Source organism: Microbacterium sp. K27 (genome assembly GCF_004794435.1).
GTDB classification, from domain to species: Bacteria; Actinomycetota; Actinomycetes; order Actinomycetales; family Microbacteriaceae; genus Microbacterium; species Microbacterium maritypicum_A.
Map to the genome: position 1 here is coordinate 157,873 of NZ_SSDK01000035.1, position 21,351 is coordinate 179,223.

Here is a 21,351-nt window from a genome sequence, read left to right on the forward strand (position 1 = left end):
CCCCGGGCGGGCGCTGCTCCCTCAGCGTCCGCCCGGCTCCTCCCCGGAAGGCGGCAGTCATGGTCAGCATCGGCACCTACCAGCGCGTAGACGTGACGGAGGCGGCGGCCGCACTCGTGCGTGAGCTGACCGCACAGCACGGGCCGCTCATGTTCCACCAGTCCGGCGGCTGCTGCGACGGCTCTTCACCCATGTGCTATCCGATCGGGATGTTCATCACGGGGCCGGGCGACGTGCTGCTCGGTGCCCTCGACGTCGGACTGCCGCAGACGGTGGAGGTGTTCATGTCGGAGTCGCAGTTCGAGTACTGGAAGTACACGCACCTGACCATCGACGTGGTGCCGGGGCGCGGTGCGGGTTTCTCGGTCGAAGGCCCGACCGGGATGCGATTCCTGATCCGGTCCCGGATGCTGAACGATGCGGAGCTGGCGTACTTCGGCTTGTCGACGCGGGCGGTGTGAACGGCGCGATGGAGGTTTCTGGTTACGATGAGCCGATGTGGTGGACGGACGAGCAGTGGTCGGAGCTCATCGATCCCGCGCGGTGTGGCATGTGCGCCGACGCTCACCTGGAGGAGAACGAACACAGCATCCTGGTGGGTTCCACCGAGGCCACATACTTTCGTCTCGTGCGAAATCAAGCTCACGCCGGTTATTCCGTGGTGATTCTTCGTGAACACGTCACCGACCTCGATCGGCTCGATGCGCTTCAGCTCGATGCTTTCTGGCACGACGTGCAGCGCGCGGGTAAGGCGGTCGGCGCGGCGTTCACGCCCCGAAAGATCGACTACCTCGTGATGGGGCATCGCGCACCGCACCTGCACTGCCATGTGTTCCCGCAGCATCGAGACGATGACCCGCTTCGGAATGTGGATATCGCGGAGGGGCCTGTGTACCTGTCGGCGTCCGAATTGGGTGGTTCCGTCGCCGCTCTTCGCGAGACGTGGCGGGACTTCGCCTGACCCCGCCCGGTGCTCAGCGCGGCAGCCGCGGCACGGCATCGACCAACGCCCGCGTGTACGGGTCCTGCGGTTCGTGCAGCACGGCCGGGGTGGCCCCCTGCTCGACCACGCGGCCGTTCTGCAGCACGAGCGTGCGATCACAGGCCGAGGCGATCGCGGTCAGGTCGTGCGACACCATCACGAGCGACAGGCCGTTCTCGCGGCGCAGCCGGTCGAGCAGCTCGAGCACCTGCACGCGCGTCGTCACGTCGAGGGCGCTGACGGGTTCGTCGGCGAGCAGCACCCGGGGGCGTGAGACCACGGCGCGCGCGATCGCGATGCGCTGGCGCTGCCCACCGGAGAACTCGTGCGGATAGCGGCGCGCGGTATCGGCGGGAAGTCCGACGGAGTCGAGCGCCTCGGCGATGCGGCGTTGTGCATCGGCGCCGGATGCCAGACCCAGCGAACGGAGCGGTTCGCCGATGATCCGGTCGATGCGTTGGCGCGGGTCGAGAGACGAGTACGGGTCCTGGAACACCGGCTGCACGCTCGCGCGGAAGCGACGCATCTGCGCCCGGTCGCGCAGTGCGAGCGGGGCATCCTCGAACAGCACCTGTCCATCGCGCGGGGCGGCGAGTCCGAGCAGCAGTCGCAGGATCGTCGACTTGCCCGCACCCGATTCGCCGACCAGGCCGAGGGAGTCGCCTTCGTCGATGCGCAGCGACACGTCGTCGAGCACGCGGCGGGACCCGTAGGCGAAGCCGGCACCACGCAGTTCGAGCAGGCTCATGCGCCGACCTCCCCGGCGTCGAGGAAGGCGTCGAGTGCACGGGCGCTGTCGACCAGCATCCTCGTGTACGGCTCGGCGGGCTCCTGCAGCACCTGCGCGACCGTGCCTGCTTCGACCACGAGTCCGTCGCGCAGCACGACGATGCGATCGACCATGCGCGAGACGACGGCCAGATCGTGGCTGATGAACAGCAGCGCCATGCCTCGTTCGTCGACCAGGCGTTCCATCAGCGCGAGCACCCCGTCCTGCACGGTCACGTCCAGTGCAGTCGTCGGCTCGTCGGCGATGAGCAGCTGCGGGCGTGCCGCCAAGGCGATGGTTATGGCCACCCGCTGACGCTGGCCACCCGAGAGCTCATGCGGGTAGGCGCGTGCGATGCGGGCGTCGGACAACGCGACCTCGTCGAGGGCAGCCGCTACCGCAGAACGCAGCTCTGCCCCGCGCAGCCCGAGATGGCGGCGCAGCGGTTCGGCGATCTGGCGGCCGACCTTCATCAGCGGGTCGAGCGCGGTGAGGGGCTCCTGGAACACGATCTGCGCGACCGGTCCGCGCAGCGGGCGGAGGTCGGCGTCGCGGGCGTCGATCACCTGGTGGCCGTCGAGCAGCACCGAGCCCGACGCGCTGAGGGCATCCGGCAGCAGCCCGGTCACGGCCAGGGAGGTCAGCGATTTGCCCGAGCCGGACTCACCGATCAGGCCCAGGCGCTCACCGGGCGCGAGGGAGAAGGAGACATCGCGCACGAGGGTGCCCGCGCCGGAGCGGACTGTGAGGCCGGAGACGTCGAGGATGCTCATCGGCTCCTCCTGCGGGTCGGGTCGGCCAGGTCACGCAGACCGTCGGCGAGGAAGTTCACGCCGAGCACGAGCGCGATGATCGCGACACCCGGAGCGATCGCGCCGACGGGGGCGGTGAGCACGGTGCCCTGCGCCTCCTGCAGCATCCGCCCCCACGATGCGTTGGGCGGCGGTGCTCCCAACCCGAGGTACGACAGGCTCGCCTCGGCCAGCACGGCTGCGCCGAACTGCAGCGCCAGGCTCACGGCGAGGGTAGGGGCGATGTTCGGAAGCACGTGCTGGAACACGATGCCGAGCACGCCGGTGCCGCTCGTGCGCGCGGCGGTGATGTACTGCTCCTGCAGCACGCGACGCGCGAGGATGCGCGTGAGACGGGCGACGACCGCCGACATCGCGAGTCCGATCGCGAGCACTGCCGACCACAGCGACGCTCCCTGTACGGCGACGACCAGCATCGCGAGCAGGAGGACGGGGAACGCGATCACGACATCCAGTCCGGCGGAGAGGGTGTCGTCGACCCAGGGGCGCGCGAATGCGGCGAGAAGCCCGACGACGGTGCCGAGGATCGCCGCGATCGCGACGGCGCAGGTGCCGACGATGAGGGCGATACGCGCGCCCCACATCAGCTGCGAGAACAGGTCGCGTCCGAGTCGGTCGGTGCCGAGCAGGTGCAGGGCGCTGGGCCCCTCGAGACGCCCCCCGCTGGTGTCGGCCAGCGGATAGGGGAGCCAGAACAGGGAGACCAGGGCGATCAGCACGATGATGCCGGTGAGGACGATCCCGATCAGCAGGGTCGCCTTCGGCCGCCGGCGCACGGGCACGGACGCGGTGATCAGCTGTTCGGCGACGCGGCTCATCGGTTCCCCGAGACGCTCGTGCGCAGGCGCGGGTCGATCAGGCGCTGCACGATGTCGGCGGCGAACCCGACCAGCAGCACGAACAGGGTGCTGACGACGAGGACGCCCTGGATGACCTGGAAGTCATGTTGCTCGATGGCCGACAGCAGCAGGCTGCCGAGTCCCGGAAGCGTGAAGACGCTCTCGACGACCACCGCGCCGAGAAGCGTCGTCGACAGTTCGATGCCGAGCACCGCGACGACGGGCACCGCGCCGTTGCGCACCCCATGCCGGAGCAGAGCCTCACCCATGCCGGAACCACCGGCGCGGGCGGTGCGCAGATAGTCGCTGCCGAGCACGTCGAGCGTCGCCGAGCGCACGTATCGGCTCAGGGAGGCGCTCATGACGATCACGATGGTGAGGATGGGCAGCGCGAGCGAGCGCAGTGCATCCGCCGGATCTTCCCAGTCCTTGCGGGGGAATCCGCCGGACGGCAGAGCACCGAGGCCGAGCGCGAACACCCAGACGAGCACCACGCCGACCCAGAACACGGGGACCGCGACACCGAGCTGCGCGAAGCCCGAGAGGGCGATGCCGTACCAGCGGTCGGATTTCACGGCGGCGGTGATGCCGATGACGAGGGAGACGAGCAGCGCGATCGTGAAGGCGATGAGGGTGAGCGGGAGCGTCACGGCGAGACGGTCGGCGATGTCGGGCCCGACGGGGCGCGAGCTCAGGAACGATTCACCCAGATCGAAGCGGAGCACCTGGCCCGCCCACGTCGTGAACTGCTGCAGCAGCGGCTGGTCGGAGCCGACCTGAGCGCGCGCGGCATCGATCTGCTCCGGGGTGGCGTTCACCGAGAGCAGGGCGTTGGCCGGGTCGCCGGGAAGCAGGCGCAGCAGAACGAAGATCGCGACCATCGCGACGACGAGCGAGACCGCGAGGAACGCGAGGCGGCGCAGGAGGTAGGCGAGCATGGCTTCTCAGGATGACGTGGGGGATGCCGACGCGCGGCATCCCCCACGCACGTCAGGACTTGACGATGTCGTAGGCGAAGAACTGCGAGTTCAGGCCGTTGACCGGGTACCCGCTGAGATCGCTGGAGGCGACCACGATCTGCGGGTACAGGTACAACCATACGCTCGCGGCATCCGCGGCGATCTTCTCGTTGACCTGCTTCAGCAGGGCCGTCTGCTCGTCGGTCGTTGCGGCCTGCTCGGCCTGGGCGACCCACTGCTGCACGTCGGCGTCGTTGTAGCCCCAGTAGAAGTCGGGGTTGCCGTACCAGACCACGTCGCGGTCGTTCACGTGCTCCTGCAGAGTGGCCTCGAAGTCCTGCTCCTTGAACACCTTCGTGTACCACTCGTCGGCGCTGATCGTGTTGATCTCGACCGTGATGCCCACCTCGGCGAGCTGCGACTGCAGGAACTCCGCCACGGCGGGGTGCGGGTCGTAGCTCGGGGTGTCGAGCGTGAACGTGAAGCCGTCGGCGTAGCCGGCCTGCGCGAGCAGATCCTTCGACAGCTCGACGTCGTAGGGGTTCACGGAGGTGAGGTCCTCGTACCAGGGGTCGGTCGGCGGCACCATCGACCCGATCAGCGTGCCGTAGTCGCCCCAGATCGACTCGAGGAGCTTCTTCGTGTCGATCGCGGAGTAGACCGCCTTGCGCACGAGCGTGTTGTCGAAGGGGGCGACGCGGTCGTTGAAGGCGAGCAGCTCCTTCGTGGTCGAGGTGCCCTCGCTCACGACGTAGTCGTCGGAGTCGAACTGCGTGAGCGAGTCGGGGTTCTGCACACTGGTGATGACGTCGATCTCACCCGTGAGGAGTGCGTTGTTCTCCGCCGTCGCGTCGGTGAAGTACGTGTAGACGACCTCGCCGTTCTTGGCAGGCTCGCCCCAGTAGTCGTCCCAGCGCTGGAGGGTGAGGGTCGAGCCCTTCTTCCACTCGTCCAGCGTGTACGGGCCGGTGCCGTCTTCGGACGACGTGATGTCGCCGGCCTCGTCGTTCACGATCCAGACGTAGCTGAGGTTGTACAGGAACGAGATCGAGCGCTCCGACAGCGTGAACACGACCGTCTTGTCATCGGGGGTGGCGATGTCGGCGATGGTCGTGAAGCTCGACTTGCGGGCGGACACGGAGTCTTCGGCGGTGACGGCCTCGATGCTCGACTTCACGTCGGCGGAGGTGAGCGGGTCGCCCGAGTGGAAGGTCACGTCGTCGCGCAGCGTGATCGTGTAGGTCAGGCCGTCGTCGGACACCTGGGCGTCTTCGGCGAGGAGCGGTTCGACCTCGCCGTCGTCCGTGAGCCGGTACAGGCCCTCGTAGACGTTGCCGGTCAGCGCCTCGGTCACACCCTGGCCGCCGCCCTGCGTGTTGCTGAGGTTGGTGGGCTCGTACAGCGACCCGATGAGGATCGTGGCGTCTTCGCTCGCGGTGGCGTCGTTGCTCGTGCCCGACGCGCAGCCGGCCACGAGGGCGAGCGTGGCGACGGCGCCGAGCGCGCCGAGGATGCGGGTTCTTCTCATGAGTACTCCAGGGTGAGCGAGTGCGGCGTCACGCCGCGTAGATGTCGAAGCCGTCGCGGAACACGACGTTCTTCTCGCCTGCTCGGATAGGCAGGGGGAAGCGGTTGGATGCCGGCGGCAGCGGGCAGTTGTACTGGGCGCTGAATCCGCACGGCGGCACGAAGGCGCGGTTGAAGTCGAGGACGACGGAGCCCTCGTCGTCGCGCAGCTGCACGAACAGGAAGCGACCGGATCCGTAGGTCTCCGAGCCGTTCGTCTCGTCGCCGAACACGAGCAACAGCGTGCCGCCGTCGTCGAACGCGGCGAGGGTGTACTCCTGGCCGTCGAGCTCGAGGCGGATGTCGCCAGGGACGACCAGATCACGGGTGCCGCCGTTGTCGCGGATGTGCTCGAACGACACGCGTCGATCACCGGAGACCGGGGTGAAGTGTCCCTCGAGCACCCACGCCGGGTCGTAATCGTAGGTGTCGATGCGGTCGAAGGCGCGGATGGCGGGGGCGTCCGCATCCCAGACGCGCAGCCCGTGCTCCGCCTGACCCGTTTCGATGTTCGTGCGCTCGATCGGCGTCACGGTCACTGTGTCGGCCGCGGCGCGCTGTTCGGCATCGACATCGGGGCGCTCACCGGTCCAGCGGGTCTCGATCAGGGCGAGGTTGCCGGTCGGCGACGTGACGGCGGCGCGGCGCTCGGTCTGCCAGTGGGTGTGTTCTTCTCGTTCAGACATCGCTCTCAATTCTCTTGCATGCAGAAGGGGGCGGGGTCGGGTTCGTCACCCGGGGTCACACAGGGCGGTGCTCAGTCGCTCGCGCCGTCGAGCATCGCCCTCGACGCGCGCGTCTGCGCGCGCAGAGCTGCGGCCAGAGCGGAGACGGCGGGCAGGCGCAGCGACTCGGGACGAGCGACCAGGTAGTAGGGGAGCTTCTCGGCGAACACCGAGGGCAGCAGTCGCACGAGGTCGTGGTGGCGGTCTGCCGCGAAACAGGGGAGGAGGCCGATGCCGGCGCCTGCTCGCGTGGCCTCGACATGCACGAAGACGTTGGTGGAGGTCAGGCCGTCCTGCATGCGCGGCACGAGTCGGCGAGGCAGGTCGAGGGCATCGACCTGCAGCATCGAATCGACGAAGTACACCAGCTGGTGCTGCTCCAACTCGGCAGCGGTGCTCGGCGTTCCGACCCGATCGAGGTAGTCGCGGGACGCGTACATTCCCAGCGTGTAGGTGCCCAGCTTCACGGCGTGCGCACGACGCGTCTGCGGCACCCCCACCACGACCTCGAGATCGAGACCGGCGCGATGCTCGGCGGCGCGCCGGGTCGCCGCGACGATCTCGACCGTGAGTCGCGGATGGTCGCTGCGCAGCGTGGCGACCGCGGGGGCCGCGATGTAGGCGCTGAATCCGTCTGTCGCCGACATGCGGACGACACCGGAGATCGGGTCCGGTGGTTCGGTGCCGCCGTCGAGCTGCGACAGCGCCGCTTCGATCCGGCCTCCCGTCTCTGCGGCGGACCGGCCGAGGTCGGTCAACTCCCACCCCGTCGCCGACTGTGCGACCACGCGTCCGCCGAGCACGTCCTCGAGGGCGGCGATACGGCGGGCGACGGTCGTGTGATCGAGTCCCAGATGCGCGGCGGCACTCGTGTAGCGTCCGGTGCGCGCGACCGCGAGGAGCACGAGAAGGTCGTCGGCGCGAGGCCGCTTGACAGCATCCATTCTGCAATTATGCACAGTCGATGTGCAGCACTGGGCGTTGTTGCAGAGAGCGCCGTGCTCGACACTGGGACGCGGGTGTCACCGGCGACACCCGAAGGAGACAGACATGACATCCTCAGTGAGCGCGGCCCCCACCGCCCCCTCCGCCCCGAACTCGAAGCTGAAGCGGGTCGTCGCGGCCTCCATGGCCGGCACGGTCGTGGAGTGGTACGAGTTCTTCCTCTACGCCACCGCGGCCAGCCTGGTGTTCGGCACCTACTTCTTCCCCGCAACCGGTTCTCCCCTCGACGGGATCATCGCGGCCTTCGTCACCTACGCGATCGGATTCATCGCGCGTCCGCTCGGCGGCATCGTCTTCGGGCAGATCGGCGACCGGTTCGGCCGCAAGCCCACCCTGCAGGCGACGATCATCATCGTCGGCGCAGCGACGTTCCTGATGGGGTGCCTCCCCGGGTTCCAGAGCATCGGCTACTGGGCGCCCGCCCTGCTGGTGGCGCTGCGCTTCCTCCAGGGCTTCGCCGTGGGCGGGGAGTGGGGCGGCGCCGTGCTGCTGGTCGCCGAGCAGAGCCCCGACCGCTCGCGTTCGTTCTGGTCGAGCTGGCCGCAGGCCGCCGTGCCCGTGGGCAACCTGCTCGCCACCCTCGTGCTGCTCGTGAGCTCATGGGTGATGAGCTCGGCCGCCTTCCTCGAATGGGGCTGGCGCATCGCCTTCTGGCTGTCGGCGGTGATCGTGCTGGTCGGCTTCTACATCCGTCGTCACGTCGAAGAGGCGCCGATCTTCCTCGAGGCCAAGGCGCAGGTCGAGGCGGAGAAGGCCACGTCGTACGGTGTCGTCGAGGTGCTGCGCCGCTATCCGAAGGGCATCCTGCAGGCGATGGGCATCCGCTTCGCCGAGAACATCGTCTACTACATCGTCGTCAGCTTCACGATTGTCTACCTGAAGACGGTGCACGAATACGACACGAGTCAGTTGCTGCTCGCGTTGCTCATCGCGCACGTCGTGCACTTCGCGATCATCCCGCAGCTGGGGCGTCTCGCCGACCGGTGGGGGCGTAAGCCCGTCTACCTCACCGGCGCGATCCTCAGCGCGACCTGGGCGTTCTTCGCCTTCCCGATGTTCGACACCCTCAACCCGGTCCTCATCGTGCTAGCCGTGACCATCGGGCTCTGCTTCCACGCCTTCATGTACGCCCCGCAGCCGGCGGTGATGGCGGAACTGTTCCCCACGCGGATGCGGTACTCGGGCGTCTCCCTCGGCTCCCAGGTCACCGCGATCCTCGCCGGCTCGCTCGCCCCGATCCTCGCGATCCAGTGGCTGCGCGACTTCGGATCCTGGTTGCCGATCGCGATCTACATCGTCATCGCCTGCGTCGTGACCGCCATCGCCGTGGTGTCGTTGCGCGAGACGAAGGGCATCTCGCTGCAGGCCATCGATGACGCCGATGCCGCCCGTGCGGCCGCGGCCTGACATGCGAAGGAGTACGACATGACCGATCTGCACGGACGCAGGGCGCTCGTCACGGGTGGGGCGAGCGGGATCGGGGCGGCCTGCGCCCGTGAGCTCGCTTCGGCGGGCGCCCGGGTCACGGTCGCCGATGTCGACCGTGCGTCCGCGGAGGCGCTCGCGGCGGAGATCGGCGGAGAGGCGTGGCACGTTGACCTCTCCGACCTCGGGGCGCTGGCCGATGCCCGCATCGACGTCGACATCCTCGTCAACAATGCGGGAGTGCAGCACGTGAGCCCGATCGAGGACTTCGCGCCGGAGCGGTTCTCCTTCATCCTGCGGCTCATGCTCGAGGCGCCGTTCCTGCTCATCCGGGCCGCCCTCCCCGGAATGTACGACCGGGGCTTCGGGCGGGTGATCAACGTGTCGAGCGTGCACGGCTTGCGCGCCTCCGCCTACAAAGCGGCGTACGTCGCAGCGAAGCACGGCTTGGAGGGGCTGTCGAAGGTGACGGCACTGGAGGGCGGGCCCCGAGGTGTGACGAGCAACTGCATCGACCCGGGCTACGTGCGCACGCCCCTCGTCGAGAAGCAGATCGCCGATCAGGCCCGCGTGCACGGGATCCCCGAGGAAGAGGTCCTCGCGACCGTGATGCTCACCGAGTCCGCCATCAAGAGGCTCGTCGAGCCGAGCGAGGTCGCCTCGCTCGCGCTGTGGCTCGCCGGTGACTCCGCGGGGATGGTCACCGGGGCCAGCTACACGATCGACGGCGGCTGGTCGGCCCGCTGAGGGCGTGCTTCAGCCGTTGAGGCGCTCGGTGAGATGCACGGTCACCTCGTCGCCGTCGCCCTTTCCGATGCGCGTGCGGATGGGGGCGGCGACCGGGAGCTTGTGGGTGCCGTCGCCGAGCGCCATGAAGGCGCCGCGGAAGGGCTCGCCGTCGATGGTGCCCGCGACCTTGACGAGTCCTCGTGTGCCGAAGATGGTCGCGGAGTCGTCCAGCTGCACGCAGGTCCAGGTGTCGCCTTCGCGAACCTTTCCGAGGGTGGCCGTGAATGTGATGTCGAGGGGGCTGCTCATGTGCCTCTCCTTTCGGTCAGACGAACGATCCGACGATCGCTCCGATGATGACGAGCTTGAGGATCCAGTCGAGCAGGTGCACGCCCGCTGCCGGCAGCGCGGTGTTCTCGTGCACGACGCCGCCCATGAGCAGGACGAGAGGGAGTGTGCACAGCGCCAGTCCGAGGAGCGACCCGGAACCGGCGCCGTGCCAGCCGGCTGCGATCATCAGCCCGGCCACGAGGCAGGAGACGATGAGGCTGCGCAGGACCACCGATGCCATCTGTGCGGCGGCGGGGAGGCCGGGTCGAGGAGTGCTCGTCCGAGAGATGAGCGCCGAGACCGGGGGCACGGCGTAGAGCAGAGCGCTCGCGATGAACGATGCCACCGTGGCGAGGACGATTGCCGGAACGATCATGTCGGCCTCCTTTAGTACTTGTTGGTACTCAAAGTATGCCCGACAGGGGAAACTGTCAAGTACTAAACTGAACGACATGACCGCGATGACTCGAACGCCTGGACGTCCGGCCGGTCGCACGGGCGAAGCGCTGCTCGATACCGCCCGTGATGTCTTCCTCGAGTTCGGATACGCGGGGGCATCGATGGACGAGGTCGCCAAGCGCGCCCGCATCTCGAAGGCGTCCCTCTATCGGGAGCATGCGTCGAAGTCGGCGCTGTATGCCGCCGTCGTCCGGCATTGGGCGCTCGCCGGCCGTGATGCCATGAGACCGGCTCTCGAAGCGGTGAGGGCGCATCCCGACCTGAGGGAGGGGCTCGTCGCACTCGGCGAGACGATGCGGGCCGGGATGCTGAGCGCGCCGGTGGTGGCGATGCGTCGACTGGTCATCGCCGAAGCGGCCGCGCATCCGGAGGTCGCGAGGGACTACCTGGCGCAGAGCTGGGACGCGAATATCCGCAATCTCGCAGACGCGATGATCGATCTCTCCGACGCGCACGGTCTGACCGTCGACGACGCCGACGCACTCGCGAGCGAGTTCACTTGGCTGGTCGTGGGCGCACCTTTGAACGCCGGCCTCTTGGGTGTGGAGACAGGTGAGCCACCGGTGGCCAGAGCCGTCGATCTGTTCTTGGCGGGCTACCTCCCTCGCGAGGACCGCGGGTAAGCAAGCACATTCGCCCGAATGGATGCAACGGGTTGCAACCTCGCCCGGTATACCATTTGGCCATACGCCCAGCAGCGTCAGTCCCCAGCTGACCGTGGGCGGGGCGGCTCAGCCGTCATGCGGAGGGAGAGTGGATCTCTTTTCGATCCCGAGGGGGGATGGGGTGGGAGCTCGGTCCCCAGCCGGCACCCACCCCCACACTCGGCCCTCCGCCTCTCTCAGCCCGTCGGCTCAGCCCCGCTCGTTCCGTCGGCTCTGTTCCGTCGGCTCTGTTCCGTCGGCCTCTGTTCCGTCGGCCTCCGTTCGGTCGGCTCCGTGGAATGGGTTCAGTACAGTCGGCTGACGATCCAGAAGCCGATGACCGCGATCACGATGACGACCGGCACCCAGGTGCCGCCGCGCTTGAGCCGTCGGCCCTGCGGCGCGACGCCGGGAGGCGGGGTGAGCAGCCCGGCCGGGGGAGCGAACGGCAATGAGGGAGTCGGCGCCGGAGCCGAGGCGAGCGATCCGGTCTCGGCCACGAGCCGCTCATCGCGCCACCGCGTCCATTGATCGAACTTCGTCAGCAGGGCTCCGACGGTGCCGAAGAGCCAGGCCCAGGTGGCGGGATCGAGGGTCGAGACCTTCCGTTGCGTGTAGAGGAACAGCCAGTCGTCGACGATCTCCACGTCGAGCTCGGCGGCGTTGTCGATGAACCTCGCCATGATGTCTGGCGTGAAGAGATAGAGGGCATCGCGTTCGTACCCCTCAGGGCAGTAGAGCGTGAAGTGCCGATCGAAGTCGCCCTCGAGGGACAGGCGCTGGCTTCGCTGGAACGATGCCGGCAGGTTCGAGCCGAAGCCGTTGTTGCCCGTGGCGTCGAGCACGATGTTCGGCAGCGGCACGTCGAGCTTCACGGCCACGTATCCCCACCGGTAGGTCGTGGAGTTCTTTCCCGACTGCACCGTGTACTGGTAGTTGCCGAACTCGACGAAGCGCGGGCGGGTGCCGCGGATCAGATCGGTGGACTGCCGTGCGCGGCCGAGATGGAAGATCATGCCGGGCAGGGGTGGGTCGGCGACCTTCGTCTCGTAGGTCATTCCGTTCGCCTGGGCGAAGCTGTGCAGTCGATATCGCCGGGCCTGCGCGTTGCGCACCCCCAACCAGATCATCACTCCCACCGCGGCGAGGAGGAGCACGATCAGCACGAGGGGGATCGCCGCGGCGGCGGGCGAGTCGCCGAAGGACGCCAGACTCAGGGTGACGCCGACGAGGAGCGGGAGCATCACGACCGCGAAGATCGCTGCCGCGACGATGCCGATGACCGTGGACGCCGTCACGCCGCCCGTCGGTCGCGAACGGAGTTCCGCGGCGAAGGCGCGCACCGCAGCGGGATCCACCGCATCGGTGAGCGGGCGCGCGTCGAAGGGCGGCTGCGGGGAGGTCACCGGTTCACCGCATCGGCGTCCCACGTGAGGGCGGCCCCTTCGGGAAGAGGGAGCGCCTCCAGCTGCTCGTCCGCGCAGAGCGCCTCGATCAGGGCAGACGAGCCGGCCACGATCGTCGAGTCGTAGTCGACCTCGCTCACCATCACCCAGGCACGATCCTCGGGCCAGAGGATGCTCGGGCTCTGGCCCGATGGCGGGAATCCGTGCTCCTCGGCGGGGAGATCGCGCCACGGCACGTGCAGCACCCACTCCGGGTCGGCGAATGCGCGCGGCGGAGCGGAGAACAGCACGTGGTCGCGCCCCGGCAGATCGAGCCGAGGCCCCTCCGAGATCTCCCGCGAGAGGATGCCCTCTTGCCAGGTGGGCCGACGGAAGACGTTGTTGAACGGGTCGTGCGCGCTGCGCTCGAGCATCGCCTGATGGTTCGGATCGTCGGTGAAGGTCAGGAAGGAGCGGGAGGGTGTGACACCGAAGAAGCCCAGCAGCCCCCCTCGCCCCTCCCAGAGCGCGGCGAAGCCCGCATCCGGGGTCTGAGTGTGGTCCACGAGGTGAGCGGCGATGGCCGCCAGAAGGGTCGGATCGAGCTCACCCTCCATCGGGGCGGTGAACTCGCGACCGTCCGGGGCGATCCGCGTGCGCCAGTCGCCGTCGGGCGGGGTGCGCACGATCCGCTGCCATTGCGCGAGCGGATGCAGGACCGTGCCGAACGCCGCGGCGGTCTGCGCCCAGGAGATGGGCTCGTCGACGAACTCGGCCATGAGCGCGCGCTGCTCGGGCTCTGGCATGCGCACCAGCTCGTCAGCCGTCGGGATCGTCCGGCCGGGCAGCGACCGGGCGATCGCCGGATGGAAGATGCGTGCGTACGCAGGGAAACCACGGGGCACCACCCCGTGCATGGTCTCGTAGTCTGCGTCGAGCCGCTCGCGCAGCCACGCTCCCGCCGAGGGATCGGACATCCACTCCATGCTCCCACGCTACCCGGCACATCGCGGCGCGCAGTGTCGGCGGACACCGGGCGTGCAGAGAGCGGCTCTAGGCTGACGGCGTGGAGACCGGGAGAAGGACCGTCGCGCCGCGATCCTCCGTCGCGCTGCGGCCCGCTCCCGCGTGGGAGCTCTCCCGCATTCTGATCGGCATCGCGGTCGTCGGGATCCTCGTATACGCCTATGCCCTGCGCATCGCCGTCGGAGACGTGAATCCGTTCGACTACTTCGGGTACTTCACGAATCAGACCGGTCTGATCGCGGCAGGCGTCCTGATCGGCACCGGATTCCTCGGTGTGAGCGGCCGACGGGCTCCGTCCTGGCTCACCCTGCTGCGCGGCCTCGTGACCGCGTACCTGATCGTCGTCGGCGTGATCTACAACGTGCTCGTCCCGGGCACCGGCTCGGCGCCGCCCTGGGTGAGCGTCGTCCTGCACGTCGTCTTCCCCGTGGTGGTCGTGCTCGACTGGCTGCTGGTCGGCGATCGCCCGCGCCTGCCGTGGCGCCTGCTGTGGTTGCTGTTGCCGTACCCCGTGATGTGGCTGATCGTCGTGCTCCTGCGTGGCGTGACGGACGGGTGGGTTCCGTACGGTTTCCTGCTCCCGGAGCGGGGCCCGCTGTCGCTGCTGCTCCACATCGTCGTCCTGCTCGCCGCCGTTCTGCTCGCCGGAGTCCTGGTCTGGTCCGCCAGCCGATTCCGCGGCGTGTGGAGCGCCGGTCGTCGCATCGACCGCACCTGATCCGACCCGGTGCTGTGCTGTCCCGGGCCGGGCACTACGGTAGGAACCGCGTCACGCGAGCCGATGGTGGTTGGGGGAGAGTCCGAATGCTGAATCAGGCCGAAGCGGTGTCCGGCGAGAGGGTCTTCCGCAGGCACCCGCTCCGCTCGGCCGTCGGGGCGATCATGCTCTCGGTGGTGCTCTCTGCGGCGACGCTCTTCCTTCTCCCGAGGTTCCTGCCCGCCACCATGAAGATCTCGACCCGCGGCGTCGTGGTGCTCGTGGTCGCGATCGCGCTGACCATCGCCGTGTTCACCGGCTTCTTCTGGTTCCGCAACATCCGGATCGTGGTGCGTCCCCATGAGGTCGAGATCGGCAAGGCGGGCAGTCGTGAGACGTTCGCACGGGCGACGACCGCCTTCCGCGCGAAGATCACCGAGCACCGCACGAACGGACTGCCCAGCGGCACCACGCGTGCGTTGATCGTTCACAGCGGCGACCGGGAGATCACGATCGAGCTCCCCGGCTATTCGAGGCCGATGTTCAACGAGCTGATGGCGACGCTCAATCCGATCGCGCAGCCGGTGTTCGACGATCCCGTCGCCGCCGCGCGCGCCGGGGCCCAGCTGCCGACGCAGTTCGCGATCGACGGCGGGGGCGAGCGGCGCCTGGCTACGCGGATCACCATCGCCGCTGTCGTGTTCCTCGTCGTCGCGATCGCTGTCGGGCTGCTCGTGGCGGTGCCCGGTTTCGTCGAGAGCGAGCTCTCGGCCCTCATCCTGCTCGCCCCGTTCGCGGCACTCGCCGCCATCGGGTTCGGGATCGGGGCGGTGCAGCGACGACGCCTGGTGCGGTCGATTCCCGCCCACGTCTCCGTCGACGGTCAGGGCATCCGCATCGACGGCGTCGACACCCCCTACTCGCAACTCACCCGCATCTGGCTGACTCCGCCCGCGTACCCGGTCAAGCGCCTCCGCCTCGAGCGCGCCGGCGGCAAGGCCACGACGCACCTGCTCGCTTCCTCGCGCGTGGGCATCACGCCGGACTACGGCGATCTCCTCCTGGCGGTACGTGCCAGGACGGCGCATCTGCCCGGCCTGCTCTCCCTGGATCTCGAGTGACGGCGCCGGAGCAGGGGTCGGTGCCGGTGCCGGTGCCGGTGCCGGCGAGGTTCGCCCCCGAGTACCCGATCCGCACGGAGCGGCTGCTCCTGCGCCCGATCGCCACCGCCGATGCCGTCGCGATGCACGTGTACAAGTCGGATCCGGATGCCGTGCGATACGTGCCGTATCCACCGCTGGAGCTGGCCGACGTCGAACGGCGCATCGCCACCACCTGGTCGAACACGCGGTTCACGAAGGAGGGCGACGCTGTCTCCCTCGCCGTCGAGGAGCGTGCGTCCGGAGCCCTGGTCGGCGACGTGGTGCTGTTCTGGCGCAGCGAGAACGACCGATCCGGCGAGGTCGGATACATCTTCGACCCGCGGGCTGGTGGTCGGGGCTATGCGACCGAGGCGGTCGACGCGCTCCTCGCCCTCGGTTTCGACGGCCTGGGTCTGCACCGCATCGTCGCGCGGCTCGATGAGCGCAACACGTCATCCGCGCGGGTCGCCGAGAGGCTCGGCTTCCGACGCGAGGCGCGGTTCGTGGAGAGCGAGTGGTTCAAGGACGAGTGGACGACCCTGCTCGTCTACGCCCTCCTCGGCGACGAATGGCGCGGACGCCACGGGCGGAGATAGCGGTCGGAGATAGTGAGCGGAGATGACCGGGGCGGCGTGCGATCACTGATCGCACGCCGCCCCGAAGCCCTCCCGCTACTGCTTGAGCATCGCGACGGCGAGCTTGTGCGAGTCGTCGATCAGATGGGAGTGGTCGTCGTCTCCGAGATCGATGCGCACCCACTTGAGCGTGCCGGTGAAGCCGTTGCCTGCTGCCGGGTAGTCGGGCGAGACCGGCGAGGCCAGGTCGCAGCCGACATCCACGGTCTCGTCGAAAGTGAACTGGAACGGGATCGTCTTGTGCACGCGCCCTTCGCCGATCTTGTCGTCGCCCGCGTAGAGGGTGACGGTGCCGCCCTTGGCGAGCCCGCCGCCGTCATAGGCGAAGTGCGCCCGCAGCTCCTGCTCGCCGGCAGGGATCGGATCGTCGGAGCGGATGATGTCGACGTCGATGCCGAGCAGGTTGTAGGCGAACGCGAGGCGGCCGTCCTTCGTGTAGAAAGACCATCCGCCGTAGGCGCCGCCCTGCGCGATGAGCACGCCGTCGACTCCGGATTCGGGCACCGCGACGCGGGCGGTCACGGTCCACGACTTGTTCTTGATGTTGATGGTGGTGTTCTCGCTGAGGCGCTTCATGCCCGGGTAGAACTTCTGGGTGTCGCTCATCGAGAGCACCGGCCGACCGGCGAGGTCGGGGTTGAACCGCTCGGCAGTGCGGATGTCGAGGGGAAGCACGTTGAAGCGCGCTGCCTGGATGAGGAAGAGCTGCTGCAGGTGGGCGAGCCGCTCCGGTTCCTGGTCGGCGAGGTCGTGGGACTGGGTCCAGTCCTCGTCGACGTTGTAGAGCTCCCATCGGTCGTCATCGAGTCCGTGGTCCGATCCGAGCCACGGATCCTTGTGCTTCGCGACCGCCGTCCACCCCTTGTGATAGATCGCGCGGTTGCCGACCATCTCGAAGTACTGCGTGATGTGGCGCTCCTCGGCCTCCGCGTCCGCGAATGTGTAGTTCATCGGCGTCCCCTCGTAGGGGCGCTGCGTCACACCGTTCACGCTCGTCGGTTCGGGGATGCCCGCGGCTTCGAGCACCGTCGGGGCGACATCGATCACGTGCGAGAACTGGTTGCGGATGCCGCCCTTCTCCACGCCTCCATTCGGCCAGCTGACGATCGTGCCGTTGCGGGTGCCGCCCCAGTGGCTGGCGACCTGCTTGGTCCACTGATACGGGGTGTCCATGGCGTGGGCCCAGCCCACCGCGTAGTGGTTGTACGAACTCGGGGTGCCGATGTCGTCGATGTGGTCGGCCACATACTGCTCGGTCTCGACATCGTTCATGTGGTTGATCGTGAAGCCCTCGTTGGTCGTGCCGTGCATCGACCCCTCGGCGCTCGCGCCGTTGTCGCCGATGATCACGTAGACGAGGGTGTCGTCGAGGATGCCGAGCTCTTCATAGGCGTCGAGCAGGCGACCGACGTGATGGTCGGCGTAGGCGAGGAAGCCGGCGTACACCTCCATCTGTCGGGCCAGGGCGGGCTTGATCAGGTCGCTCATCTCGTCCCATGCGGGGATGCCGGGGCTGCGGTCGGTGAGCACGGCGTCGGCCGGGATGACACCGAGCTCGAGCTGACGGGCGAAGGTCTCCTTGCGGATCTCGTCCCATCCCTGATCGAACTGCCCCTTGTACTTGTCCGCCCACTCGGCGGGCACATGATGCGGGGCGTGCGTCGCGCCCGGGGCGAAGTAGGTGAACGACGGCACATCGGGGGCCAGCATCTTCTGCTCGCGCGTCCAGCCGATCGCCTTGTCGGTCATGTCGCCCATGAAGTGATAGCCCTGCTCGGGTGTGCCCCACGGCTCGACGGGCGTGGTGTTCTCGTAGATCGCCGGATACCACTGGTTGGTCTCGCCGCCGATGAAGCCGTAGAAGTACTCGAAGCCGTTGCCCGGGGTGGGCCAGCCGTCGAACGGTCCGATCGCGCTCGCCTGCCACACCGGCACCTCGTGGCACTTGCCGAACTGGGCGGTGTTGTAGCCGTTGAGCTTGAGGGTCTCGGCCAGCGGCGCGCAGCTGTTGGGGCGCAGGGAGTTGTAGCCGGGGGCCGATGTCGCGATCTCGGTGATGCCGCCCATGCCGACGGTGTGGTGATTGCGTCCGCTGAGCAGAGCGGCACGGGTCGGCGAGCACAGGGCCGTGGTGTGGAAGCGGGTGTACTTGAGCCCTGCGGCGGCCACACGCTCGAAGTTCGGGGTGTGGATCGGACCGCCGAAGGCACTGGACGCGCCGAAGCCGACGTCGTCGATGAGTACCACGAGGACGTTCGGGGCATCTTTCGGCGGGCGCACGGGCGTGATCGGCGGGAAGGACGTGTCCGGGTCGGTCGCGTCGTAGGTGACCGTGCCCGTGTAGGCCAGATCAGGGATCGGAAGACTGGAACGCTGGGGTTCGGACATACTGACTCCTACGGCTCTCGGCGAGCAGAGCAGCCCGCTTCGCGCTCAGCCTAAGCAGCCGGGTCCAGGCTGTCACCACCCGCGACGGGTGACTTTGCGGGTGAGTTTCGGCGGGCATAATCAAGGGTGTGACTGCGACTGCAACCCTTCCCTCCCTCGACGGCCGCCGATTCCGGATGGTGTCGTCCACGACCTCTGCGGTCGACCCGGAATCTCCGAGCATCTTCGAGTACTTCGAACGTGACGGCGCCATCTGGGGCGGGTACGAGGGCGACACGGTCACCTTCGGCAAGTTCGTCGGCACCCGCACGGGTGACACGATCTGGGTGTCGTTCGTGCACGTGCTCAAGGCCGACGGCACGGTCGTCACCGGCGATGGTGAGAGCGAGCTGGAGCTGACCGACGACGGCGGCATCCGTCTCGTGGAGCACTACGAGATGCACGGACTCCCGCAGCTCAGCGTGTGCGAGGAGATCTCCGCCTGAGGCCTGCGCCTGAGTGACGGCGCCTCAGCGCGGCGGGAGGGCGTCGCGACCGGGAGAGGCGGGCGTCCACCGCGTCATCCCGAGCGGGATCTCGGTGTCGCGCTTCGGCAGGTCCGCCGGCAGCAGGTAGGGGCGGCGGATCACCTCGTCGAGCACGACGACGCTCACGACCGTGCGCACCTCGGGCAGCTGGGCGATCACGCCGGTGGAGAACTCGTGCACGCCGCTGACGTCGACGGCGCGGATGAGCAGCATGGCGTCGTGCTCGCCGGTGGTGATGGCGCACCACTCGACGTCGGGCATCTCCAGCACGCGTTCGCGGAACGACGCCCAGGCCTGCGGCATCACCGTGACGAACACGAGCGCGCCGATGGAGAGCCCCGCCTTCGCCTGATCGACGCGGGCGCTGAAGCCCGTGATGACCCCGTCGTGCACGAGCGACTCGACCCGCGTGTACGCATTCGCGCGGGAGATCCCGACCTTGTCGGCGAGTGCCGCGATCGAGACACGACCGTTATCACGCAGGACTTCGAGGATTCTGTACGCCGTCTCGTCCAAAGGGGCAGCACTTCGTCCAGAATGCTTCGGATCTTCCGCATTCTTGCTGGACATATTGTTCCTCACATCCGAGGTTCTGGACAGAGCGTGTCGAGGTGACCCGCTCTTGCTGGACACATCGTCGCATATGATGCGAATCTGATCCACGGTCGTCCACATCGGTGGCGACTCACCCGAATGTACTCCTCGCCTCTGGAGGCCCTCATGTCGTCACGCCGTATCACGCCGGTCATCGCGCTCGGAGCCGTCGCGCTCCTCGCGCTCGCAGGTTGCTCGGGAGGGAACTCGGCGACGGGCGGTGGACAGTCCGGCTCCGACTCCCTCGTCATCGACACCGCGTTCTCGATCGAGACCACCGACCCGGGTCACACCTACGACCCGACCGGCAACATGATCGCGAAGGCCCTGTACGAGACCCTCGTCGACTTCGAGGGCTCCGACGTCTCGACCCCGGTGCCGGGCCTGGCATCCTGGGAGCAGAACGACGAGGCGACCGAGTTCACCTTCACGCTCGAGGGCGACCGCGTCTTCTCCGACGGATCGCCGATCGAGGCGAAGGACGTCGTGTTCTCGCTGCAGCGCATCCAGGGCATGGAAGACGCCAAGCCGAACTTCCTCCTCGGCGGCCTCACGATCACCGAGGTCGACGACAAGACGATCCGGTTCACGTCCGAGACCCCGCTGCTGCAGCTGCCCGCGATCCTCGCGAACCCGGCTCTCGGCATCGTCAACTCCGACGTCGTGATCGAGAACGGCGGTGCGATCGACGGCACCGACTCGGCACAGAAGTTCCTCGACGGCGCGTCCGCCGGCTCCGGCCCCTTCGTGCTCGACACCCTCGACCTCAGCTCGCAGGTCGTGCTGACCAAGAACGACGAGTACAACGGTGACGAGGCCTCCGACTACAAGCGCGTGGTCGTCCGCAACGTCTCGGAGAGCGCCACCCAGCTCGCCAACCTCAAGGGCGGCGACTCGATGGTCGCGATGGACCTGAACGGCGACCAGGTCGCCGGCCTCGGCGACGACATCACGGTCGACTCCGTTCCGTCCGGCCAGACGATCTTCCTGCTGCTGAACCAGTCCTCGGCCGTCGCCGGTGACCTGGCGAACGTGAAGATCGCCGAGGCGATCCGCTACGCGCTCGACTACGACGCCCTGCTGGAGCTGGCCGGCGCCGGCTCCGTGCAGGCGACCGGCGTCATCCCTCCCGGATTCGAGGGTGCTCTCGACAGCGGCGTGGAGCAGGACCTCGACAAGGCGAAGGCCGCGCTCGCAGAGGCCGGCTACACGGGCCAGACCCTGAAGCTGCAGTTCCCGAACGACTACCCGGTCGGCGGCGTGGAGTTCACCCCGCTCGCCGAGCGCGTGCAGGCACAGCTCGAAGACGCCGGCATCACGGTCGACCTCGCCCCCGCGCCCTTCGCGACCGAGCTCGACGCCTACGTCAACGGCACCGAGGGCTTCGGTCTGTGGTTCTGGGGTCCGGACTACGCGGACTCCGCGAACTTCCTGCCTTTCGCCCCGGGCCTGAAGGTCGGCCTCCGCGCTGGCTGGGCCGCCGAGGCCAACCCGGAGATCGCCGGTATCGCGGCCGGTGCTGCCGCCGCGACCGACCCCGACCAGCGCACCGCCGCCTTCACCGACTTCGCCGAGGCGATGCAGGCCGAGGGTCCGTTCGTCCCGCTGATCGTGCCCGGTCGCAACATCTCCTCCGCGGACAGCGTGAAGGGTGCGGTGTACAACTCCGTCTGGGAGATGGACATCGCCGAGATCACGCCGGCCAGCTGAACG

At 68.2% G+C, this 21,351-nt stretch carries 23 protein-coding genes; 10 read left to right on the plus strand and 13 right to left on the minus strand.

Going from position 1 to position 21,351, the window contains the following annotated elements; genetic code table 11:
* Window positions 1-59: 59 nt before the first annotated feature.
* Both DW307_RS06950 and DW307_RS06955 read left to right on the plus strand, forming a co-directional pair.
* A complete protein-coding gene (locus tag DW307_RS06950; RefSeq protein WP_136024372.1) occupies window positions 60-461 on the plus strand; it encodes a DUF779 domain-containing protein in 402 nt (133 codons plus the stop codon).
* Window positions 458-961: an HIT family protein gene (locus DW307_RS06955; protein WP_136024373.1), complete on the plus strand. Its 504-nt coding sequence runs from the start codon at window positions 458-460 to the stop codon at window positions 959-961. Before DW307_RS06950 ends, DW307_RS06955 begins: the two co-directional genes overlap by 4 nt.
* A gap of 13 nt (window positions 962-974) precedes the next feature.
* Here DW307_RS06955 and DW307_RS06960 read toward each other — a convergent pair whose 3' ends face one another.
* From DW307_RS06960 to DW307_RS06990, 7 genes are all read right to left on the minus strand, one after another.
* A complete protein-coding gene (locus tag DW307_RS06960) occupies window positions 975-1,730 on the minus strand; it encodes an ABC transporter ATP-binding protein (RefSeq protein WP_029268099.1) in 756 nt (251 codons plus the stop codon).
* The gene (locus tag DW307_RS06965; protein ID WP_136024374.1) at window positions 1,727-2,524 is read right to left on the minus strand and encodes an ATP-binding cassette domain-containing protein; all 798 of its coding nucleotides are present in this window, start codon (window positions 2,522-2,524) and stop codon (window positions 1,727-1,729) included. Before DW307_RS06965 ends, DW307_RS06960 begins: the two co-directional genes overlap by 4 nt.
* Window positions 2,521-3,381 carry an ABC transporter permease gene (locus tag DW307_RS06970; RefSeq protein ID WP_021201425.1) on the minus strand — a complete coding sequence of 287 codons (861 nt, stop codon included), beginning with the start codon at window positions 3,379-3,381 and terminating at the stop codon, window positions 2,521-2,523. Before DW307_RS06970 ends, DW307_RS06965 begins: the two co-directional genes overlap by 4 nt.
* A complete protein-coding gene (locus DW307_RS06975) occupies window positions 3,378-4,340 on the minus strand; it encodes an ABC transporter permease (RefSeq protein ID WP_029268095.1) in 963 nt (320 codons plus the stop codon). The genes DW307_RS06970 and DW307_RS06975 overlap by 4 nt, the downstream gene beginning before the upstream one ends.
* 52 nt (window positions 4,341-4,392) lie before the next feature.
* Entirely contained in the window at window positions 4,393-5,889 is a 1,497-nt protein-coding gene (locus tag DW307_RS06980; RefSeq protein WP_029260794.1) for an ABC transporter substrate-binding protein, read from the minus strand.
* A gap of 28 nt (window positions 5,890-5,917) precedes the next feature.
* A complete protein-coding gene (locus DW307_RS06985; RefSeq protein WP_136024375.1) occupies window positions 5,918-6,613 on the minus strand; it encodes a DUF1684 domain-containing protein in 696 nt (231 codons plus the stop codon).
* Between the two features lie 71 nt (window positions 6,614-6,684).
* Window positions 6,685-7,596: a LysR family transcriptional regulator gene (locus DW307_RS06990; RefSeq protein ID WP_136024376.1), complete on the minus strand. Its 912-nt coding sequence runs from the start codon at window positions 7,594-7,596 to the stop codon at window positions 6,685-6,687.
* Window positions 7,597-7,702: 106 nt separating this feature from the next.
* Here DW307_RS06990 and DW307_RS06995 point away from each other — a divergent pair, with 106 nt between their 5' ends.
* Window positions 7,703-9,064 (plus strand): MFS transporter, encoded by a 1,362-nt coding sequence (locus DW307_RS06995; RefSeq protein ID WP_036271975.1) that lies wholly within the window; start codon window positions 7,703-7,705, stop codon window positions 9,062-9,064.
* A gap of 18 nt (window positions 9,065-9,082) precedes the next feature.
* Complete coding sequence (locus DW307_RS07000; RefSeq protein WP_029260791.1) at window positions 9,083-9,829, plus strand: 3-hydroxybutyrate dehydrogenase; 747 nt, start codon at window positions 9,083-9,085, stop codon at window positions 9,827-9,829.
* 9 nt (window positions 9,830-9,838) lie between these two features.
* Here the strand turns inward: DW307_RS07000 and DW307_RS07005 are convergent, their stop codons facing one another.
* Window positions 9,839-10,120 (minus strand): DUF1905 domain-containing protein, encoded by a 282-nt coding sequence (locus DW307_RS07005; RefSeq protein WP_021201433.1) that lies wholly within the window; start codon window positions 10,118-10,120, stop codon window positions 9,839-9,841.
* Window positions 10,121-10,136: 16 nt separating this feature from the next.
* Window positions 10,137-10,517, minus strand: coding sequence for a DUF1761 domain-containing protein (locus DW307_RS07010; RefSeq protein WP_021201434.1), 381 nt, complete (start codon window positions 10,515-10,517; stop codon window positions 10,137-10,139).
* A 76-nt stretch (window positions 10,518-10,593) separates the two neighbouring features.
* On the opposite strand from DW307_RS07010, the gene DW307_RS07015 reads away from it, so the two are divergent.
* Window positions 10,594-11,223, plus strand: a complete 630-nt coding sequence (locus DW307_RS07015) for a TetR/AcrR family transcriptional regulator (RefSeq protein WP_021201435.1) — start codon at window positions 10,594-10,596, stop codon at window positions 11,221-11,223.
* Between the two features lie 326 nt (window positions 11,224-11,549).
* Here the strand turns inward: DW307_RS07015 and DW307_RS07020 are convergent, their stop codons facing one another.
* Entirely contained in the window at window positions 11,550-12,650 is a 1,101-nt protein-coding gene (locus tag DW307_RS07020; RefSeq protein WP_136024377.1) for a hypothetical protein, read from the minus strand.
* A complete protein-coding gene (locus tag DW307_RS07025; protein WP_136024378.1) occupies window positions 12,647-13,615 on the minus strand; it encodes a hypothetical protein in 969 nt (322 codons plus the stop codon). Before DW307_RS07025 ends, DW307_RS07020 begins: the two co-directional genes overlap by 4 nt.
* An 80-nt stretch (window positions 13,616-13,695) precedes the next feature.
* Here DW307_RS07025 and DW307_RS07030 point away from each other — a divergent pair, with 80 nt between their 5' ends.
* The 3 genes from DW307_RS07030 to DW307_RS07040 all read left to right on the plus strand — a co-directional run bounded on the left by DW307_RS07030 (window position 13,696) and on the right by DW307_RS07040 (window position 16,090).
* Window positions 13,696-14,373 carry a Pr6Pr family membrane protein gene (locus DW307_RS07030; RefSeq protein ID WP_240750541.1) on the plus strand — a complete coding sequence of 226 codons (678 nt, stop codon included), beginning with the start codon at window positions 13,696-13,698 and terminating at the stop codon, window positions 14,371-14,373.
* A gap of 86 nt (window positions 14,374-14,459) precedes the next feature.
* Complete coding sequence (locus DW307_RS07035) at window positions 14,460-15,473, plus strand: hypothetical protein (protein ID WP_021201439.1); 1,014 nt, start codon at window positions 14,460-14,462, stop codon at window positions 15,471-15,473.
* The gene (locus tag DW307_RS07040; RefSeq protein ID WP_240750543.1) at window positions 15,470-16,090 is read left to right on the plus strand and encodes a GNAT family N-acetyltransferase; all 621 of its coding nucleotides are present in this window, start codon (window positions 15,470-15,472) and stop codon (window positions 16,088-16,090) included. Before DW307_RS07035 ends, DW307_RS07040 begins: the two co-directional genes overlap by 4 nt.
* A gap of 75 nt (window positions 16,091-16,165) precedes the next feature.
* On the opposite strand, the gene DW307_RS07045 is transcribed toward DW307_RS07040, so the two are convergent.
* A complete protein-coding gene (locus tag DW307_RS07045; RefSeq protein WP_136024379.1) occupies window positions 16,166-18,517 on the minus strand; it encodes an arylsulfatase in 2,352 nt (783 codons plus the stop codon).
* A gap of 128 nt (window positions 18,518-18,645) precedes the next feature.
* On the opposite strand from DW307_RS07045, the gene DW307_RS07050 reads away from it, so the two are divergent.
* A complete protein-coding gene (locus DW307_RS07050; RefSeq protein ID WP_231479929.1) occupies window positions 18,646-19,002 on the plus strand; it encodes a hypothetical protein in 357 nt (118 codons plus the stop codon).
* A gap of 24 nt (window positions 19,003-19,026) precedes the next feature.
* On the opposite strand, the gene DW307_RS07055 is transcribed toward DW307_RS07050, so the two are convergent.
* On the minus strand, window positions 19,027-19,560 hold the full coding sequence (locus DW307_RS07055; protein ID WP_021201443.1) for an Lrp/AsnC family transcriptional regulator: 534 nt from the start codon (window positions 19,558-19,560) through the stop codon (window positions 19,027-19,029).
* A gap of 204 nt (window positions 19,561-19,764) precedes the next feature.
* Between DW307_RS07055 and DW307_RS07060 the strand changes: the two genes are divergently transcribed.
* On the plus strand, window positions 19,765-21,348 hold the full coding sequence (locus DW307_RS07060; RefSeq protein ID WP_136024380.1) for an ABC transporter substrate-binding protein: 1,584 nt from the start codon (window positions 19,765-19,767) through the stop codon (window positions 21,346-21,348).
* Window positions 21,349-21,351 lie beyond the last annotated feature (3 nt).

Bases quoted from the DNA above. Each gene is read 5' to 3' on its own strand.
- DW307_RS06950 (WP_136024372.1), top strand. From the start codon at position 60: ATGGTCAGCATCGGCACCTACCAGCGCGTAGACGTGACGGAGGCGGCG.
- DW307_RS06960 (WP_029268099.1), bottom strand. From the start codon at position 1,730: ATGAGCCTGCTCGAACTGCGTGGTGCCGGCTTCGCCTACGGGTCCCGC.
- DW307_RS06965 (WP_136024374.1), bottom strand. From the start codon at position 2,524: ATGAGCATCCTCGACGTCTCCGGCCTCACAGTCCGCTCCGGCGCGGGC.
- DW307_RS06970 (WP_021201425.1), bottom strand. From the start codon at position 3,381: ATGAGCCGCGTCGCCGAACAGCTGATCACCGCGTCCGTGCCCGTGCGC.
- DW307_RS06975 (WP_029268095.1), bottom strand. From the start codon at position 4,340: ATGCTCGCCTACCTCCTGCGCCGCCTCGCGTTCCTCGCGGTCTCGCTC.
- DW307_RS06980 (WP_029260794.1), bottom strand. From the start codon at position 5,889: ATGAGAAGAACCCGCATCCTCGGCGCGCTCGGCGCCGTCGCCACGCTC.
- DW307_RS06985 (WP_136024375.1), bottom strand. From the start codon at position 6,613: ATGTCTGAACGAGAAGAACACACCCACTGGCAGACCGAGCGCCGCGCC.
- DW307_RS06990 (WP_136024376.1), bottom strand. From the start codon at position 7,596: ATGGATGCTGTCAAGCGGCCTCGCGCCGACGACCTTCTCGTGCTCCTC.
- DW307_RS06995 (WP_036271975.1), top strand. From the start codon at position 7,703: ATGACATCCTCAGTGAGCGCGGCCCCCACCGCCCCCTCCGCCCCGAAC.
- DW307_RS07000 (WP_029260791.1), top strand. From the start codon at position 9,083: ATGACCGATCTGCACGGACGCAGGGCGCTCGTCACGGGTGGGGCGAGC.
- DW307_RS07005 (WP_021201433.1), bottom strand. From the start codon at position 10,120: ATGAGCAGCCCCCTCGACATCACATTCACGGCCACCCTCGGAAAGGTT.
- DW307_RS07010 (WP_021201434.1), bottom strand. From the start codon at position 10,517: ATGATCGTTCCGGCAATCGTCCTCGCCACGGTGGCATCGTTCATCGCG.
- DW307_RS07015 (WP_021201435.1), top strand. From the start codon at position 10,594: ATGACCGCGATGACTCGAACGCCTGGACGTCCGGCCGGTCGCACGGGC.
- DW307_RS07025 (WP_136024378.1), bottom strand. From the start codon at position 13,615: ATGGAGTGGATGTCCGATCCCTCGGCGGGAGCGTGGCTGCGCGAGCGG.
- DW307_RS07035 (WP_021201439.1), top strand. From the start codon at position 14,460: ATGCTGAATCAGGCCGAAGCGGTGTCCGGCGAGAGGGTCTTCCGCAGG.
- DW307_RS07045 (WP_136024379.1), bottom strand. From the start codon at position 18,517: ATGTCCGAACCCCAGCGTTCCAGTCTTCCGATCCCTGATCTGGCCTAC.
- DW307_RS07060 (WP_136024380.1), top strand. From the start codon at position 19,765: ATGTCGTCACGCCGTATCACGCCGGTCATCGCGCTCGGAGCCGTCGCG.